Genomic DNA, 15,382 nt, shown 5'->3' on the forward strand with positions numbered 1-15,382 from the left:
CGGCGCAGCGCGGCCGATGCCGCTGCTCGCACGCATGCAGAACAGTCGCAACGCGCTCGGCCTCATGTTCATGCTGCCGGCCGCAGTGTTGCTGCTGCTGTTCTTGACGTACCCGCTGGGGCTGGGCACTTACCTGGGCTTTACCGATGCCAAGGTCGGCCGGCCCGGTCAATGGGTCGGGCTTGAAAACTACGAATATCTTTGGGGCGACGCCGTGGTGCGGCTCGCGCTTTTCAACACGCTCTTCTACACAGCCGTGGCGAGCGTGTTCAAGTTTGTTCTGGGCTTGTGGCTTGCGATTCTTCTGAACAAGAACATCCGCTTCAAGACCTTTTTCCGCGCGGTGATCCTTCTGCCGTACATCGTGCCGACCGCGCTGTCGGCGATTGCGTTCTGGTGGATCTACGACTCGCAGTTTTCCATCATCAGTTGGGCGCTGGTGAAGATGGGGCTGATCGATACGTACATCGACTTTCTCGGTAGCCCGTGGAACGCGCGCATCGCGGTCATCATCGCCAACGTTTGGCGCGGCGTGCCTTTCGTAGCCATCACCTTGCTCGCCGGACTGCAGACGATTTCGCCTTCCTACTATGAAGCGTCGGCCATCGACGGCGCGACCCCGTGGCAGCAGTTCCGGCATGTGACGATGCCCCTGCTGACGCCCATCATCGCGGTGGTGATGACCTTCTCGGTGCTCTTCACTTTCACCGACTTCCAGTTGATCTATGTCATTACTCGCGGCGGCCCGCTGAACGCCACCCATTTGATGGCGACCCTGTCGTTCCAGCGCGCCATTTCAGGCGGCGCGCTCGGTGAGGGCGCCGCCATCGCCATCGCGATGGTGCCTTTCCTGCTGGCTTGTGTGATGTTCAGTTTCTTCGGCCTCCAACGCCGTGCATGGCAACAAGGCGGAAGCGACAAATGAGCAATCCCAACAGCCAGGTCGACACGGTCGGCATGAGTTTTCTGGATTCGTTGCCACGCAAGATGGTGACGGTGTATTTGCCGCTGCTGGTCTTTTTGATCGTGCTGCTGTTTCCGTTCTACTGGATGGCGATCACCTCGGTGAAGCCTGAAACCGAGTTGCTGTCGCGCGACGGCAATCCTTTCTGGGTGATCAAGCCAACGCTGGCGCATTTCTACAAGCTGCTGTTTGAAACCTCGTATCCGCAATGGCTGTGGAACACGGTGCTGGTGTCGGTGGTGTCGACCTTCGTTTCGCTCGCGGCCTCGGTGTTCGCGGCCTACGCCATCGAGCGGCTGCGATTCACTGGCTCCAAGCAGGTCGGCCTGTCAATCTTTCTGGCGTACATGGTGCCGCCGTCGATCCTGTTCATTCCACTCGCCAACGTGGTGTTCAACCTCGGGCTGTTCGATACGCGCTGGGCGCTCATCCTCACGTACCCGACCTTTCTCATCCCGTTCTGTACCTGGCTGCTGATGGGTTACTTCAGGTCGATCCCGGCCGAGCTCGAAGAGTGCGCGCTGATCGATGGCGCCAATCGCTGGCAGATCCTGATCAAGATCGTATTGCCGCTGGCTGTGCCGGGCTTGATCTCGGCCGGCATCTTTGCCTTCACGCTGTCGTGGAACGAGTTCATCTATGCGCTGACATTCATCTCGTCGTCCGAGATGAAAACCTTGCCGGTCGGCGTGGTCACAGAGCTGGTGCAGGGCGACGTGTACCAGTGGGGCCCGCTCATGGCCGGTGCGCTGCTCGGCTCGCTTCCGGTGGCTTTTATCTACTCGTTCTTCGTCGAGTACTACGTGTCCGGGATGACGGGGTCGGTGAAGGAATAAGCAAGGAATAAGCGGTTCGGAAGCGCTGCGGGCCTATGGGCCTGCGATCAGTACTTGATGGTGATACCGGCCTTCATGCCCTTGTTCTCTTTTCCGTCGGAGTTGACGCCCGCCGAGAAAGACGTGTTGCCACCGGTGCTGCCGCCTACCGAATAGGTTGGACGCGGAGTCGATGTGTCCATGCCGGTGTAGACACCGCTGCCGTCCTTCTGCAGAACGCCGACGGTGGCGCCTTTCGCGTCCATCGAGGTCTCTGTCGACGAAACATTGGGTGCGACGTAGACGCTGCCCTTGTCATCGGTCTGGATCGGGACTTTCGGTGCGTCTTGCGCGAGCGCGGCGGCGCAGCAGGCCACGCCAAGTAACGCCAACAGGCCAGACAGCCCGAGCCGGGCAATGATCGATTTGCTCATGAGCGCCACCTTAATCGCGTTTCGACGCCGGCGGAACATCGCCCCCTTTTTGCCGCTCTCTGAACAGGGCCGCCCGCATCAAAAATATCGTCGTCACCGGTGCTGTCAGCGCGACGAAAACTGCGATGAGAAGAGCGTGCAAGAACAATTTGCCGCCCTGCACCGAGAAGTAGACGATCGTCGCGATCGTCATGCACCACACGCCCAGCGTGGCGCCGATGGTTGGCGCATGGATGCGCCTGAAGAAAGTCGGCAGGCGCACCAGCCCGAATGAACCGATGGCGGCAAAGGCGGCGCCGACCACCACGAACACCGCGGTGACGATCTCTGCCCAAAGCGGCAACGGGCCGCCGAGAAAAGCGTCGTTCATTCGATCACCTCGCCACGCAACAAAAACTTGGCCAACGCCGTCGAGCCGACGAAGCCGAACAGCGCGATCAGCAGCGCCGCCTCGAAGTACACATTGCTGGCGTACACGATGCCGAGCACCAGCATCATCAGCATGCCGTTGATGTAGAGACAGTCGAGCGCGGTGATGCGGTCCTGAGCGGTGGGACCGATCGTCAGGCGGGCGAGCGCGCACAGCATCGCGACCGCCAGCAGCAGCAGTGCCAGCTTGAGCGCCCAGAGCAGCACCGGCGTCATGATTCGAAAATCTCCATGAGGGGGCGCTCGTACCTTTGCTGCACTTGCGCGACGAATGCGGCCTCGTCGTCGACATTGAAAACGTGGATCAGCAGCACGGAGCTGTCGAACGACAACTCGGCCCACGCAGTACCGGGCGTCAGGCACAGGATCATCGCCAGCACTGCCAGGCCGTTGGGGTCGCGCATCTGCAGCGGCACCTTGACGAATGCAGAGTGGATGTCTGCGGTGCGGCGGGTGAGCAGCATGCGAGCGACCGTCCATGCCGACACCGACAGGTCGTCCATGACGCGCCCGACGAGCATCAGCGCGATGCCGGGCCGTCGCATGCGCACAGTGGCGGGGCGCAGGCTGCGCGTGAGCAGCGGCACCGCGATCGACAGGATGGCGGCAAGCAACAGCGTCGAGGAATCCATCGACTGGTTGAGCAGCAGCCACACGATGAAGAGCGCGAGCGACAGCGGCGGGGAGGGCAGCCAGCGCTTCATCGCACGACCTCACCAGAAACTGGGCCCAGCGCGGCGGCTGCACGTTTGGGTGCTGGATTGGCAACCTGCCGCGCGTTCATCACCGCGTGCCGGTAGGCCTTGGCCGTGCGCAACCCATTGGCGGTTTCAATCGCGTGGTGCATGACCGGGTTGGCGGCGATCGTCCAGGCCGCGGCAGCGACGAGCAGCGCCGCGACGGGCAACACTTCGAGCGCGGGCAACGCGGGCATGGTCGCGTGCACCTGTGTCCAGAAATGTCGTATGCCGGCACGGCTCAACGCGAGCAACGTCAGGAAGCCTGAGGCGATCAGCAGCACCATGAAGGCGATGCCGGAGGCTGTCACCACCGGTGCATCGAGCAGGCCCGACAGCATCGCGAACTTGCCGACGAATCCGGACAACGGTGGCAACCCGGCCAGCAGCAGCGTGCAGGCCATGAAGCTCAGCCCCAGGAACGCGATGCCGGCAGGAATGGCGCGGCCGTAGAGCGCCTGCTGCTCGTCGTCGAGGTTAACGTCGGCGAGTGGTTTCAAGTCCTCGGCAAGGAAAGGTGCATGGCCCGACTGCTCGTGGGGCGCGATGCTGGCACCGGCATTGCGCCAGCGCTCGATCATGTCGATCAGCAGGAAGAATGCGCTGACCGCGAGCGTCGAACTCACCAGGTAGTACAGCGCGCCTGCCCACACGGCAGGGTCGCCCAGTCCGACCGCAGCGAGCAGCGTGCCGGCGGAGATCAACACGCTGTAGCCGGCGAGGTTCGACAGGCGCTGCGTGCCGACAATGCCGAGCGCGCCGACGAACAGCGTCATGAGGCCGACGGTGATGAGAACGTCCTGGCCGAACTGCGCGGACAGGCCGGTGTCGGGCGCGAAGAGCGTCGTCCACAAGCGCAGCACGGTGTAGATGCAGAGCTTGGTGAGCAATGCAAACACGGCGCCGACCGGCGACACGGCGGCGCTGTATGCCGGCACCAGCCAGAAGTTGAGTGGCCACGCGCCGGCCTTGGCGAAGAAGGCCGTCGCCAGAATGGCCGCTGCCGCATGGACCAGGCCGCGATCAGCCGGAGCGATCTGCGCGATGCGCATGCCGAGGTCGGCCATGTTCAGGGTGCCGGTCGCGCCGTAGAGCATCGCTGCGCCGACGAGGAACAGCGACGACGCCGCGAGGTTGATCGCGATGTAATGCAGGCCTGCCTGCACCCGCAATCTGCCCGAGCCGTGCAGCAGCAAGCCGTACGACGCCGCCAGCATCACCTCGAAGAAGACGAAGAGGTTGAACAGGTCGCCGGTGAGGAACGCGCCATTCAGGCCCATTAACTGCAGTTGCAGCAAGGGATGAAAGTGCACGCCGGCACGGTCCCATCGCGAGGTCGAATAGATCGATGCCGCGAAAGCGATCACACCGGTGAGTGCCACCATCATGGTGGAGAGCCGGTCAGCCACCAGCACGATGCCGAAGGGCGCCTTCCAGTTACCGGGCAGGTAGACGCCGATGGAGCCCGGCCCGGTGCCGGTGTCGGGCGCGTTGACCCAGCGCAACAACGCCAGCGCCGCCAGCAGGCCGACCAAGCCGGAGATCACGCTCAACGCGGACTTGAGCCGTCGCCGCTGTTCGCCCAGCAGCAGCATGAGCGCGGCGGTGAACATCGGCACCAGGATCGGCACAGCGACCAGGTGCGGCATGCTGAACTCGAGCAGCCGGTCGAGCATGTGGGTCAGCTCATTCACGCCGGACCTCCTCGCCGTCGACGTGGTCGGTGCCGGTCAGTCCGCGTGAGGCCAGCAGCACGACGAGGAACAACGCGGTCATCGCGAAGCCGATGACGATGGCGGTGAGCACCAGCGCCTGTGGCATCGGGTCGGCGGTGTTGACGAGCGTGGCCTTGAGCCCCTTCATCAGCACCGGTTCGCTGTCGACCGTCAGCCGGCCGGTGCTGAACATGAAAAGGTTGACGGCATACGACATCAGCGTGAGACCGACGATGACCTGGAATGTGCGCGGGCGCAGCAGCAGGTAGATGCCGGAGCCGGTGAGTACGCCGATCGCGATGGCGAGAACGAGTTCCATCAGGCAGCGGCCTCCGCGGGTGGCGCGGGTGGCGCGGGTAGCGCGGAGAAGGCCGACGCTGCGGCCGCTTTGGCCTCGGCCTCGCGCTCGTCCTGCTCCTCGGCCCAGCGGTGGCTGCGCACCGATTGGTGCGCGAGCGCCGTCAGGATCAGCATGGTGGCTCCAAGCACCAGTGCGAACACGCCGATGTCGAAGAAGAGCGCGCTCGGCACGTGCACTTCGCCCAGCAGGGGCAGATGCAGGTGCGCGGTGTGCGTTGTCATGAACGGATAGCCAAGCACCACCGACCCACCGCCGGTCACCAGCGCCAGCAACAGGCCGATGGCGATCCAGCGCCGCGGATAGATGCGCAAGTGCTCCTCGACCCATTCGGTGCCCGACACGATGAACTGCAAAAGCAGCGCGACCGACATCACTAGCCCGGCGACAAAGCCGCCGCCTGGCGCGTTATGACCACGCATGAAGAAGTAAATGGACACCAGCACTGCCAGCGGCAGCAGCAGGCGCACCAGCACGGCGGGCACCATCAGGTAGCCGACGGCCGTGTCTTTGGCGAGCCGCGGGTTGAGCAGGTCGCTGCTGCCGTCGTCCTGCGCGCGCTGTTGCGCCGGCAAGGCCATCGATTCGGGCGCCGGCCGAAAGCGGCGCAGTAGTGCGTAGATCGTGAGTGCGACCACGCCGAGCACGGTGATCTCCCCGAAGGTATCGAAGCCGCGGAAGTCGACCAGCATCACGTTGACGACATTGGTGCCGCCGCCTTCGGTCAGTGCATGTTCAAGAAAGAAGGGCGAGATGCTCAGCGGAAACGGCCGCGTCATAAAGAGCCACGCGAGTGACGCCATACCCGCGCCCGCCGTTGTCGCAAGCAGCAGGTCGCGACCGCGGCGGCTCCATTGCCGCAGCTGTGTGCGGGCCGGCTGCGTTGCCTCTTTGCGCATCGGCAGCCAGCGCAGGCCGAGCAGCATCAGCACGGTGGTGACGGCCTCGACAACCAGCTGCGTCAGCGCCAGGTCGGGCGCGGAGAACCAGATGAAAGTGATGCAGCAGACCAGCCCGGCGCCCGACGCCAGCATGAGCGCGGCGAGGCGGTGGAACTTGGCCTGCCACGCTGCGCCCAGCGCGCACACGATGCCGATGAGCCACATCATCGCGAACATCGGCGAGAACGGCAGCAACTCGCGCGCGCCGCGAGACACCGGCGTTTGCCACAGCGCAGCGCCGGCGGCGATCACGGCAAAGGCGATGAGCAGCAGCAATTGCGTTTGCAGCCGGCGTGTGCCGAGCAGGCGCCGGCTGCGGCGGCCTGCCTCGCTCAGTTGCGCGAGCGCATGCTCGAACATGCGCTGCCCATCGAAGCGATGCGTGAGCGGCGTATGTTGCAGGTTGCCGGCCGCACGGCGCCGGCGCTGCAACAGGTACAGCGCGGCGCCGCCTGCCAGCGCGACGAAGCTCATCATCAGCGGCAGGTTGAAGCCGTGCCAGACGGCCAGGCTGTACTCCGGCAATTCGCCACCCACCACCGGTGTTGCGGCAGTCGCCAGCAACGCACCGATCGACCAGGCGGGCGCGACGCCCACGACCAGGCAAATCAACACCAGCAACTCGACTGGCACGCGCATCCAGTGCGGCGGCTCGTGCGGCGTGCGCGGTACTTCAGGCGGTGCGCAGGTCGGGCCTAAGAACACGTCGAACACGAAGCGCGCCGAATAGGCCACGCTGAAGATACCCGCGAGCGTTGCGAGTATCGGCAGGCCCCAGTTGATCAACGGGGTGGATTGAATGAACACGGTTTCTGCGAAAAACATTTCCTTCGACAAAAAGCCGTTGAGCAGCGGCACGCCGGCCATCGACGCGCTCGCGATGATCGCCAACGTGCCGGTTATCGGCATGAGTTTCAGCAGCCCGCTGAGCTTGCGGATGTCGCGCGTGCCGCTCTCGTGGTCGATGATGCCGGCCGCCATGAAGAGCGACGCCTTGAAGGTCGCGTGATTCATGATGTGGAAGACCGCCGCTACCGCAGCCAACGGGCTGTTGAGCCCGAGCAGCAAAGTAATAAGGCCGAGGTGCGAGATGGTCGAATAAGCGAGCAGCGCCTTCAGGTCGCGCTGGAACATCGCGATGAAACCGCCGAGCAACAGCGTGATCGCGCCCGCACCACCGACGAGCCAAAACCACTCTTCGGTGCCCGAGAGCACGGGCCACAGCCGCGCCATCAGGAACACGCCGAGCTTCACCATCGTTGCCGAATGCAGGTAAGCCGACACGGGGGTCGGCGCCGCCATGGCGCGCGGCAGCCAGAAGTGAAACGGAAACTGCGCGCTCTTGGTGAAGGCGCCGAGCAGCACCAGCACGAGCACGACCGGGTAGAGCGTGTCGCTGCGGATCAACTCGCCCGATGCCAGCACCACGTCGAGGTCGTAGCTGCCGACGATCCGGCCCAGCACCAGCACACCAGCCAGCAGGCACAGGCCGCCGGCACCCGTGACGGTCAGCGCCATGCGAGCGCCGCGTCGGGCGTCGCGCCGGTGGTGCCAGTAGCCGATCAGCAGGAACGAGAAGAGGCTGGTGAGCTCCCAGAAAAACACCATCTGCATCAGGTTGCCCGAGAGCACCACGCCCATCATCGCGCCCATGAATGCGAGGAAGAAGGAGAAGAAGCGTGGCACAGGGTCCGACGCCGACATGTAGTAGCGCGCATAGAGCACCACCAGCGCGCCGATGCCCAGCACCAGCATGCAGAACAGCCATGCGAAGCCATCCATGCGAAACACGAGATTGAGGCCTAGTTCGGGCAACCATTCGATCTCTTGCCGCAGCACGTTGCCGTTGGCCAGTCGCGGGAAAAACCAGGCCGTTTGAATCGCACAGCCCAGTGCGACAAGCCCTGCCAGAGTCGACTCCCGATTGCGCGCATTGGACGGCAACAGCGCCGCCAGCAGACTGGCAACGAAGGGGAGGGCGACGAGGAAAACCAATGGCATCGAAGGTAATTCTATCGAGCGTGTTTGCTGCTTTGCCGCTGGCGCGTGGGGTGCGGGTGGGGTGCCCGAACCACCTCCCGGAACTACCCGAGCACGGATTGGGCCGCGCGAAAGCCGAGCCAAGTCAGGCAGAGCGAGCCTCCGAGATGCAGCGCGACGGTTCCGAGCGCCAGGCCAGCGCGACCCTGCAGCAGCATGCCGACCACCTCGGCGGAGAAGCTGGAAAACGTGGTCAGCGTGCCGAGAAAACCGGTGATCGCCATTAGGCGCCAGGCTGGGTCGGTATCGGGAAAGGCGTCGAAGGCCGCGATGCAGATTCCGATCAGGAAGCCGCCGACCAGATTGACTGCCAGCGTGCCCCACGGCAAGGTGCCGCCAGGGTTGAGCCAGAGCTGAACGCCCCACCGCAACAGAGCGCCGACGCACGCGGCGATGCAGATGACAAGGCCTTGCAGGAACATGGTTAGGCTACTTTTCTAAGCCCATCATCAGGTCGGGAAGGATGGGCACGTTACTAGGGAAAATCGTGATGAGCGCGATGCAGGCTACCAAATGCCAACAAACTCGCGTTTCTGCGTCCACTTCTTTCTCGAACGGTGCAATGCGGACGAAAAAAACCGCCCGAAGGCGGCTTTGCGTTTCGCACTTATTGCGCCCGACTCAATTACTGCTTGGCAGCAGCCTTCGGCTTTGCGTCGTCCTTGACGTCTGCTTTGGCAACCTTCGCGCCCGTGGCTGCCTTTGCCGGTGCTGCATCGACTGCGCCCTTGAAAGCTTCACCGTTGATGGTCAAACCTTGGTTGGAAAGCTTTGTTGCCATCTTGGATTTGACGCCCTTGACGCGGCTCATGAGGTCGGGCCAGTCTTTGAACTGGCTGGTGGTGCGCGCATCGATGATGCGCTTCGACATCGCGGGGCCGACACCTTTGAGGCCGTCGAGTTCTGCGGCCGTACCCTTATTGGCATCGACTGCGGCGAACGAAGCGACTGCGAACACCATGGCGGCCAGAGCCGCTGCAAATTTCTTGAACATGATTACTACTCCCTGATTTGTTGATGTGAAAGCACGGCGCAAGACGCGCCGGCTTCGTTTCAACGGAGTCGCGACAACGGGCGTTGACCGGGATTTCCCAATCAAATGTCTCAATACCCACGCCGCAAAAACTCATCAAATCTTGGGATGAGGCTCAGCGTTCTGTTGGCGCTTGTTCACAGTTCTTCGACACGCCGCGGCGGGTAGCTGTCCCATGCCTGGCAGCCTGGGCAGTGCCAGAAATACTGGTGCGCCTCGAAGCCGCAAGCGGCACAGCGGTAGCGCATCAGTGGCCGTGTGGCCTGATCGAGCGCACGTTGAACCTGCGGATGAAACTGTTCGTGGGTCAGCGTTTCTCCCGCGAGCCAGCGCGATGCGGCCACAAGCGAGGGCTGATGGGTCAAGTGCGCGATGTAGCCGTCTCGTGGCGTCGGTGCTTCGGCTGAGGTGAGATCGTCCGGCAGGATCGGCGTGCCACCCAGCGCGATAACGGCCTCGAGCACGTCGATCGATGGCGACGCGGCATAACGACGCTGCAGCAACGCGAGCGCTTCGCCGGCACGTTGTGACGCTACAGCAGCCTGCTGCAACGACGCGGCGAAGAGCGGCAACGCCAGCGGCGCAGCTTCCGACAGGGCCATCAATGTTTCGAAGGCCGCTGCCGACTCGCCATTGCGCAGTTGAAGGTTGGCTGTGTCGATGGCCGGGCGTGGGGCTTGCGGCGCCAGAGCGGTCGCTTGAGCGAGCAACTGCGCTGCAGCAGAAAGGTCGCCCGCTGCGGTCTGCTCGGCGGCTTGCTCGCACAGATGATGGGCGCGGCGCGTGCCGTAGCTGGCTTGGTCCGAGTCATCGAGTTTTTGCGCGACCTCGGCCGCTTGCGCCCATTCGCGCGAGCGCTCGTAGATCGCCAGCAACGACAGACGGGCCTCGTTCTCATAGCGTGTGCCTTCGAGCTTTTGCAGTGCCGCTTCTGCGCGATCGAGCAGGCCGGCGCGCAGGAAGTCTTGCGCCAATGCATGCTGCGCGCGGTCGCGGTCAGCGCGGCTCAGGTCGCCGCGTCCGAGCAGATGTTCATGTACCCGCACAGCGCGCTGGTACTCGCCGCGCCGTCGAAAAAGGTTGCCGAGCGCGAAGTGCAGTTCCTGCGTATCGGGGTCGTTCTGCACGGCTTCGATGAAGGCGTCGATGGCCTGGTCCTGCTGTTCGTTCAACAGAAAGTTAAGGCCGCGAAAGTAGGCCTTGGGTGCTTGACGGTTCTCGAGCTTCAACTGTCGCAGGTCGAAGCGCGATGCCAGCCAGCCGAGAACGAAAGCGATCGGCAAGCCGAGCAATAGCCAGCTGAAGTCAAAGTCCATGTTGTCGTGCCACAGGCAGTTCCACGTTAGCCGCCGGGGCTGCCGTTGCGACGGGGAGCGTCTCCGGGATTCGGGTCGCGGCGACGCGGTGCTTCCACCAGCCAGGCAGCATGCCGAGGGCGCCGACCACCAGGCCACCGGTGAACGCGGCCAGCACGACCAGCACGAGCGGTGCGCGCCAGAAGGTACCGAAGAAAAAATAGACCGTCGCGTCTTGCTGGTTGTTCAGCGCAAATGCGAAGAGGGTAAAAAAAATGGCTGCCTTGAGCAGCCATAGGAGGTATTTCATGCGCGTCCCCGTTGGCGCCACGATTTTGCCATCAGGCCTTGCGGCTCGCGGCGTCGAGCTCGGCGGTGCGAGCGTCTACCGCTTCGCGCAGTGCCTTGCCCGGCTTGAAATGCGGCACCCGCTTTTCGGGGATCTGCACGCTCTCGCCCGAGCGCGGATTGCGTCCGATGCGCGGCGGTCGCCGATTGACCGAGAAGCTGCCGAAGCCGCGAATCTCGATGCGATGCCCGCGCACGAGCGCTTCGCTCATGGCGTCGAGAATCGTCTTGACCGCGTATTCGGCATCGCGATGTGTCAGTTGCGCGAATCGGGCTGCAAGTTCTTCGACGAGGTCAGAGCGTGTCATAGGCCGCAAGAAAAACGAAGGCGAAAAAAAAGACAGAGCGGCCACCTGGCCGGCTCTGTCTTGCGGACGCAGCTTACTTGCTGTCGTTGTTGTCCAGCTTGGCGCGCAGCAGGGCGCCCAGGCTGGTGGTGCCCGCGTTTTCGCGTGCCGACTGCTGGCTCAGGTTGGCCATGGCGCCTTGTTCGTCGACCATGTCCTTCTGCTTGATCGACAGCTGGATGTTGCGGGTCTTGCGGTCCACGTTCAACACGACAGCAGTGACTTCGTCGCCTTCCTTCAGCACGTTGCGAGCATCTTCCACGCGGTCGCGGGAGATTTCGCTGGCGCGAAGGTAGCCGAGGATGTCTTCGCCGAGGTCGATCTCAGCGCCTTTGGCGTCGACGGTCTTGACCTTGCCGGTGACGATCTGGCCCTTGTCGTTCACGGTCGTGAAGGTGGTGAACGGATCGCTGTCGAGTTGCTTGATGCCGAGGCTGATGCGTTCGCGGTCGACATCGACTGCCAACACGAGCGCTTCGACTTCCTGGCCCTTTTTGTAGTTGCGAACGGCAGCTTCGCCGGTTTCGTTCCACGAGAGGTCCGAGAGGTGAACCAGGCCGTCGATGCCTGCTGCCAGGCCAACGAACACGCCGAAGTCGGTGATCGACTTGATCGGGCCCTTGACGCGGTCGCCACGCTTGGTGTTTTGTGCGAACTCTTGCCACGGATTGGCCTTGCACTGCTTCATGCCCAGGCTGATGCGGCGCTTGTCTTCGTCGATTTCCAGGACCATGACTTCGACTTCGTCGCCCAGGGAGACGATCTTGTTCGGAGCGATGTTCTTGTTGGTCCAGTCCATTTCGGAGACGTGCACCAGGCCTTCGATGCCGGGTTCGAGTTCGACGAACGCGCCGTAGTCGGCAATGTTCGTGACCTTGCCGAACAGGCGGGTCGATTGGGGGTAGCGGCGCGAAACGCCCATCCATGGGTCGTCGCCCATTTGCTTCAGACCCAGTGAGACACGGTTCTTTTCGGTGTCGAACTTGAGGATCTTGGCGGTGATTTCCTGGCCGGCCTGAACGACTTCGCTCGGGTGGCGAACACGACGCCATGCCATGTCGGTGATGTGCAGCAGGCCGTCGATACCGCCGAGGTCGACGAACGCACCGTATTCGGTGATGTTCTTGACCACACCGCGCACGACTGCGCCTTCCTTCAACGTCTCCATCAGCTTGGCGCGTTCTTCGCCCATGCTGGCTTCGACCACAGCGCGACGCGACAAGACCACGTTGTTGCGCTTGCGATCGAGCTTGATGACCTTGAATTCGAGGGTCTTGTTTTCGTACGGGGTCAGGTCCTTGATAGGACGCGTGTCGATCAGCGAGCCCGGCAGGAATGCGCGGATGCCGTTGACCAGAACGGTCAGGCCACCCTTGACTTTGCCGCTGGTGGTGCCGGTGACGAAGTCGCCCGATTCCAGGGCTTTCTCAAGCGCCAGCCACGAAGCGAGACGCTTTGCGGTGTCACGCGACAGGATGGTGTCGCCGTAGCCGTTTTCGACGCTGCCGATGGCAACGGAAACGAAGTCGCCGGCCTGCACTTCGAGCTCGCCCTTGTCGTTCTTGAACTCCTCGATCGGCACGTACGCTTCGGACTTGAGCCCGGCGTTAACGACGACGTGGTTATGTTCGACGCGGATGACTTCGGCCGTGATGACCTCGCCAGTACGCATCTCGGAACGCTTCAGCGATTCTTCGAACAGTTCAGCAAAAGATTCAGACATTTATGGTTCCTTCCGTCAGGCAGGGTGAGCAGGCGCCAGTGCGAAGTTGCGTGCGGCTGCGTAAGTTCTGTAGACGGCGGTTGTGGGCAAGTAGCCCGGGTTGAGTTGAAAAAACCAGCAGGCCGGTGCGCTTGTCGCGCGGCAGGGACCGGCTGGAACCACGCATCCGGTCAAGCTTCCTTGAAGGGCTGCGTTTGCTGCCACCAAGCCAACACCTCGTTGACCGACTGTTCGATCGAAAGGCTGGAGTTGTCCAAGCGGCGGGCATCTTGCGCGGGTTTGAGAGGCGCAACGCTGCGGGATGAGTCCCTTGCGTCGCGTGCCTCCAAGTCAGCGCGAAGACTATCGAGTGTAGTCGAAATACCCTTTGAAATCAACTGCTTATACCTGCGCTCGGCGCGGTGGGCGGCGCTGGCCGTGAGGTAAACCTTGAGCGGCGCATCGGGGAAGATGACGGTGCCCATGTCGCGCCCGTCGGCCACCAGTCCGGGCAACCGCTGAAAGCTCTTTTGCAGGGCGGACAAGGCCTCGCGCACGGCCGGCAATGCAGACACGCGCGACGCGTCCATACCGGCGGCTTCGCTGCGAATCGCGTCGGTCACGTCTTCGTCAGCGAGCATGACCTTGCCTTCGACGAAACGCAGCGGCAGCGAGCGCGCCATGTCTGCGATCTGCGCTTCGTGCTGTGGCTCGGGCATGAAGCCTTGGCGTCGCATCGCGAGGCCGGTCACGCGATAGAGCGAGCCGGAATCAAGGTAGTGGTAGCCGAGCCGATACGCAACTTCGACCGCCAGCGTGCCTTTGCCCGAAGCGGTCGGGCCATCGATGCAGATGACCGGCACTGATGCAGGCTCGACCACCGAAAACATCGTTTCGAAGTAGTCGGGAAAGGTCTTTGCTACGCAATGTGGATCGAGGATGCGAACCCCGATTCGATCCGGATTGAACGCGGCAAGCGAAAAGCACATGGCGACGCGGTGATCGTCATAGGTGTGGATGCTGGCAGCGTGCCAGCCGCCCGTTGGCAAGGGATATACGCGAATGAAGTCCGGTCCGGCCTCTACGGTGGCGCCCAACTTCTGCAGTTCGTTCGCCATCGCGTCGATACGATCGGTTTCCTTCACGCGCCAACTGGCGATGTTGCGCAGCGTGCTCGGGCCGTCGGCGTAGAGCGCCATCACGGCCAGCGTCATGGCGGCATCGGGGATGTGATTGGCATCGAGGTCGATTGCCTTCAGCGGCCAGGCGCCGCGCCGCACTTCGAGCCAGTTGGCGCCGCTCGTGATGTCCGCGCCCATTTGCCGCGCGGCTTCGACGAAGCGGATATCGCCCTGGATAGAGTCGGCACCGACCCCTTCGATGCGGAGCGGGGCCACTGCGCTGCTCGGGCCATCCGCGGCTTTCGCGCGACCGGTCGCGATCGCACCCAGAGCGATGAAGTAACTGGCGGAAGAAGCATCGGCCTCGACATGAATGTCGCCCGGCGAGCGATAGCAGCTGCCCGCAGGAATCGTGAAACGTTCCCAGCCATCGCGGCGCACATAGATGGCGAAGCGCGCAAGCAAATTGAGCGTGATTTCGATGTAAGGCTTGGAAATCAGTTCGCCCATGACCTCGATCACGATGTCGCGCGTCGCGGCCAGCGGCAGCGCCAGAAGCAGGGCCGTCAGAAACTGACTCGACACATCACCGCGCACGCGGATCGGCGTGTCGAGTGCGAGCGCGACGTGGTCGACTGGATGAATCCGCAGCGGCGGGTAGCCCGGGTTGCCGAGGTAATCGATGCGACAACCGAACTGCGTGAGCGCGTCGACCAGATCGCCGATCGGTCGCTCGTGCATTCGCGGCACGCCGCTCAGTTCGAACTCGCCGCCGAGCAGCGCCAACGCGGCGGTCAACGGCCGCATGGCGGTGCCGGCATTGCCGAGAAAGAGGGTCGCCGAAGCGACGCCGAGTTGGCCGCCCAACCCTTCGATGCGCGTGGTGCCGCCGTCGCGCCGCACACCGCACCCGAGTTGGACCAGGGCGTCCAGCATCACGCGCGTGTCGTCGGAATCGAGCAGGTCGTGCACCGTCGTCGTGCCGCTCGCGAGCGCGGCCAGCAGCAGCACGCGGTTCGAGATGCTCTTGGAGCCGGGCAGTTGCACCGTGCCTGCCGCGGCGACCAGCGGGGGCAGGTCGAGAAATGGCGTCGAAAACATCG

The 15,382-nt window shown here is 63.3% G+C and carries 16 protein-coding genes; 2 read left to right on the top strand and 14 right to left on the bottom strand.

The annotated features are described in order from the left end of the window. Nucleotides 1-22 precede the first annotated feature (22 nt). Complete coding sequence (locus tag H7F36_RS12095; protein ID WP_187054942.1) at nucleotides 23-925, top strand: carbohydrate ABC transporter permease; 903 nt, start codon at nucleotides 23-25, stop codon at nucleotides 923-925. Further along, nucleotides 922-1,800 carry a carbohydrate ABC transporter permease gene (locus H7F36_RS12100; protein ID WP_187051059.1) on the top strand — a complete coding sequence of 293 codons (879 nt, stop codon included), beginning with the start codon at nucleotides 922-924 and terminating at the stop codon, nucleotides 1,798-1,800. The genes H7F36_RS12095 and H7F36_RS12100 overlap by 4 nt, the downstream gene beginning before the upstream one ends. A 47-nt stretch (nucleotides 1,801-1,847) precedes the next feature. Here H7F36_RS12100 and H7F36_RS12105 read toward each other — a convergent pair whose 3' ends face one another. From H7F36_RS12105 to H7F36_RS12170, 14 genes are all read right to left on the bottom strand, one after another. Next, entirely contained in the window at nucleotides 1,848-2,213 is a 366-nt protein-coding gene (locus H7F36_RS12105; protein WP_261802253.1) for a hypothetical protein, read from the bottom strand. 10 nt (nucleotides 2,214-2,223) lie between these two features. Beyond that, nucleotides 2,224-2,583 (bottom strand): monovalent cation/H(+) antiporter subunit G, encoded by a 360-nt coding sequence (gene mnhG, locus H7F36_RS12110; RefSeq protein WP_187051060.1) that lies wholly within the window; start codon nucleotides 2,581-2,583, stop codon nucleotides 2,224-2,226. Next, nucleotides 2,580-2,858 carry a K+/H+ antiporter subunit F gene (locus tag H7F36_RS12115; protein ID WP_187051061.1) on the bottom strand — a complete coding sequence of 93 codons (279 nt, stop codon included), beginning with the start codon at nucleotides 2,856-2,858 and terminating at the stop codon, nucleotides 2,580-2,582. Before H7F36_RS12115 ends, mnhG begins: the two co-directional genes overlap by 4 nt. Beyond that, complete coding sequence (locus tag H7F36_RS12120; RefSeq protein WP_187051062.1) at nucleotides 2,855-3,346, bottom strand: Na+/H+ antiporter subunit E; 492 nt, start codon at nucleotides 3,344-3,346, stop codon at nucleotides 2,855-2,857. Before H7F36_RS12120 ends, H7F36_RS12115 begins: the two co-directional genes overlap by 4 nt. Beyond that, entirely contained in the window at nucleotides 3,343-5,028 is a 1,686-nt protein-coding gene (locus H7F36_RS12125) for a monovalent cation/H+ antiporter subunit D (RefSeq protein WP_187054944.1), read from the bottom strand. Before H7F36_RS12125 ends, H7F36_RS12120 begins: the two co-directional genes overlap by 4 nt. A 37-nt stretch (nucleotides 5,029-5,065) precedes the next feature. After that, nucleotides 5,066-5,413: a Na+/H+ antiporter subunit C gene (locus H7F36_RS12130; RefSeq protein WP_187051063.1), complete on the bottom strand. Its 348-nt coding sequence runs from the start codon at nucleotides 5,411-5,413 to the stop codon at nucleotides 5,066-5,068. Beyond that, nucleotides 5,413-8,394, bottom strand: a complete 2,982-nt coding sequence (locus H7F36_RS12135) for a monovalent cation/H+ antiporter subunit A (protein ID WP_187051064.1) — start codon at nucleotides 8,392-8,394, stop codon at nucleotides 5,413-5,415. The genes H7F36_RS12130 and H7F36_RS12135 overlap by 1 nt, the downstream gene beginning before the upstream one ends. Nucleotides 8,395-8,477: 83 nt before the next feature. Next, nucleotides 8,478-8,855, bottom strand: a complete 378-nt coding sequence (gene crcB, locus H7F36_RS12140; RefSeq protein ID WP_187051065.1) for a fluoride efflux transporter CrcB — start codon at nucleotides 8,853-8,855, stop codon at nucleotides 8,478-8,480. A gap of 203 nt (nucleotides 8,856-9,058) precedes the next feature. Continuing rightward, nucleotides 9,059-9,427 carry a ComEA family DNA-binding protein gene (locus tag H7F36_RS12145; RefSeq protein ID WP_187051066.1) on the bottom strand — a complete coding sequence of 123 codons (369 nt, stop codon included), beginning with the start codon at nucleotides 9,425-9,427 and terminating at the stop codon, nucleotides 9,059-9,061. 176 nt (nucleotides 9,428-9,603) lie between these two features. Continuing rightward, entirely contained in the window at nucleotides 9,604-10,782 is a 1,179-nt protein-coding gene (gene lapB / locus H7F36_RS12150) for a lipopolysaccharide assembly protein LapB (protein ID WP_187051067.1), read from the bottom strand. Next, nucleotides 10,772-11,071: a lipopolysaccharide assembly LapA domain-containing protein gene (locus tag H7F36_RS12155; protein ID WP_187051068.1), complete on the bottom strand. Its 300-nt coding sequence runs from the start codon at nucleotides 11,069-11,071 to the stop codon at nucleotides 10,772-10,774. The genes lapB and H7F36_RS12155 overlap by 11 nt, the downstream gene beginning before the upstream one ends. Before the next feature lie 31 nt (nucleotides 11,072-11,102). Continuing rightward, entirely contained in the window at nucleotides 11,103-11,417 is a 315-nt protein-coding gene (locus H7F36_RS12160) for an integration host factor subunit beta (RefSeq protein WP_187051069.1), read from the bottom strand. A 73-nt stretch (nucleotides 11,418-11,490) separates the two neighbouring features. Then, complete coding sequence (gene rpsA, locus H7F36_RS12165) at nucleotides 11,491-13,179, bottom strand: 30S ribosomal protein S1 (RefSeq protein ID WP_187051070.1); 1,689 nt, start codon at nucleotides 13,177-13,179, stop codon at nucleotides 11,491-11,493. A gap of 170 nt (nucleotides 13,180-13,349) precedes the next feature. Further along, complete coding sequence (locus tag H7F36_RS12170) at nucleotides 13,350-15,380, bottom strand: bifunctional 3-phosphoshikimate 1-carboxyvinyltransferase/cytidylate kinase (RefSeq protein WP_187051071.1); 2,031 nt, start codon at nucleotides 15,378-15,380, stop codon at nucleotides 13,350-13,352. Between the last annotated feature and the right edge of the window lie 2 nt (nucleotides 15,381-15,382).

It is taken from the genome of Variovorax sp. PAMC28562 (assembly GCF_014303735.1).
Taxonomy (GTDB): Bacteria; Pseudomonadota; Gammaproteobacteria; order Burkholderiales; family Burkholderiaceae_C; genus Variovorax.

Coding starts and splice junctions, on each gene's coding strand:
- mnhG (WP_187051060.1), bottom strand. CDS start 2,583: ATGAACGACGCTTTTCTCGGCGGCCCGTTGCCGCTTTGGGCAGAGATC.
- rpsA (WP_187051070.1), bottom strand. CDS start 13,179: ATGTCTGAATCTTTTGCTGAACTGTTCGAAGAATCGCTGAAGCGTTCC.
- H7F36_RS12160 (WP_187051069.1), bottom strand. CDS start 11,417: ATGACACGCTCTGACCTCGTCGAAGAACTTGCAGCCCGATTCGCGCAA.
- H7F36_RS12135 (WP_187051064.1), bottom strand. CDS start 8,394: ATGCCATTGGTTTTCCTCGTCGCCCTCCCCTTCGTTGCCAGTCTGCTG.
- H7F36_RS12155 (WP_187051068.1), bottom strand. CDS start 11,071: ATGAAATACCTCCTATGGCTGCTCAAGGCAGCCATTTTTTTTACCCTC.
- H7F36_RS12115 (WP_187051061.1), bottom strand. CDS start 2,858: ATGACGCCGGTGCTGCTCTGGGCGCTCAAGCTGGCACTGCTGCTGCTG.
- H7F36_RS12120 (WP_187051062.1), bottom strand. CDS start 3,346: ATGAAGCGCTGGCTGCCCTCCCCGCCGCTGTCGCTCGCGCTCTTCATC.
- H7F36_RS12130 (WP_187051063.1), bottom strand. CDS start 5,413: ATGGAACTCGTTCTCGCCATCGCGATCGGCGTACTCACCGGCTCCGGC.
- H7F36_RS12100 (WP_187051059.1), top strand. CDS start 922: ATGAGCAATCCCAACAGCCAGGTCGACACGGTCGGCATGAGTTTTCTG.
- H7F36_RS12105 (WP_261802253.1), bottom strand. CDS start 2,213: ATGAGCAAATCGATCATTGCCCGGCTCGGGCTGTCTGGCCTGTTGGCG.
- H7F36_RS12145 (WP_187051066.1), bottom strand. CDS start 9,427: ATGTTCAAGAAATTTGCAGCGGCTCTGGCCGCCATGGTGTTCGCAGTC.
- H7F36_RS12125 (WP_187054944.1), bottom strand. CDS start 5,028: ATGCCGCACCTGGTCGCTGTGCCGATCCTGGTGCCGATGTTCACCGCC.
- crcB (WP_187051065.1), bottom strand. CDS start 8,855: ATGTTCCTGCAAGGCCTTGTCATCTGCATCGCCGCGTGCGTCGGCGCT.
- H7F36_RS12170 (WP_187051071.1), bottom strand. CDS start 15,380: ATGTTTTCGACGCCATTTCTCGACCTGCCCCCGCTGGTCGCCGCGGCA.
- lapB (WP_187051067.1), bottom strand. CDS start 10,782: ATGGACTTTGACTTCAGCTGGCTATTGCTCGGCTTGCCGATCGCTTTC.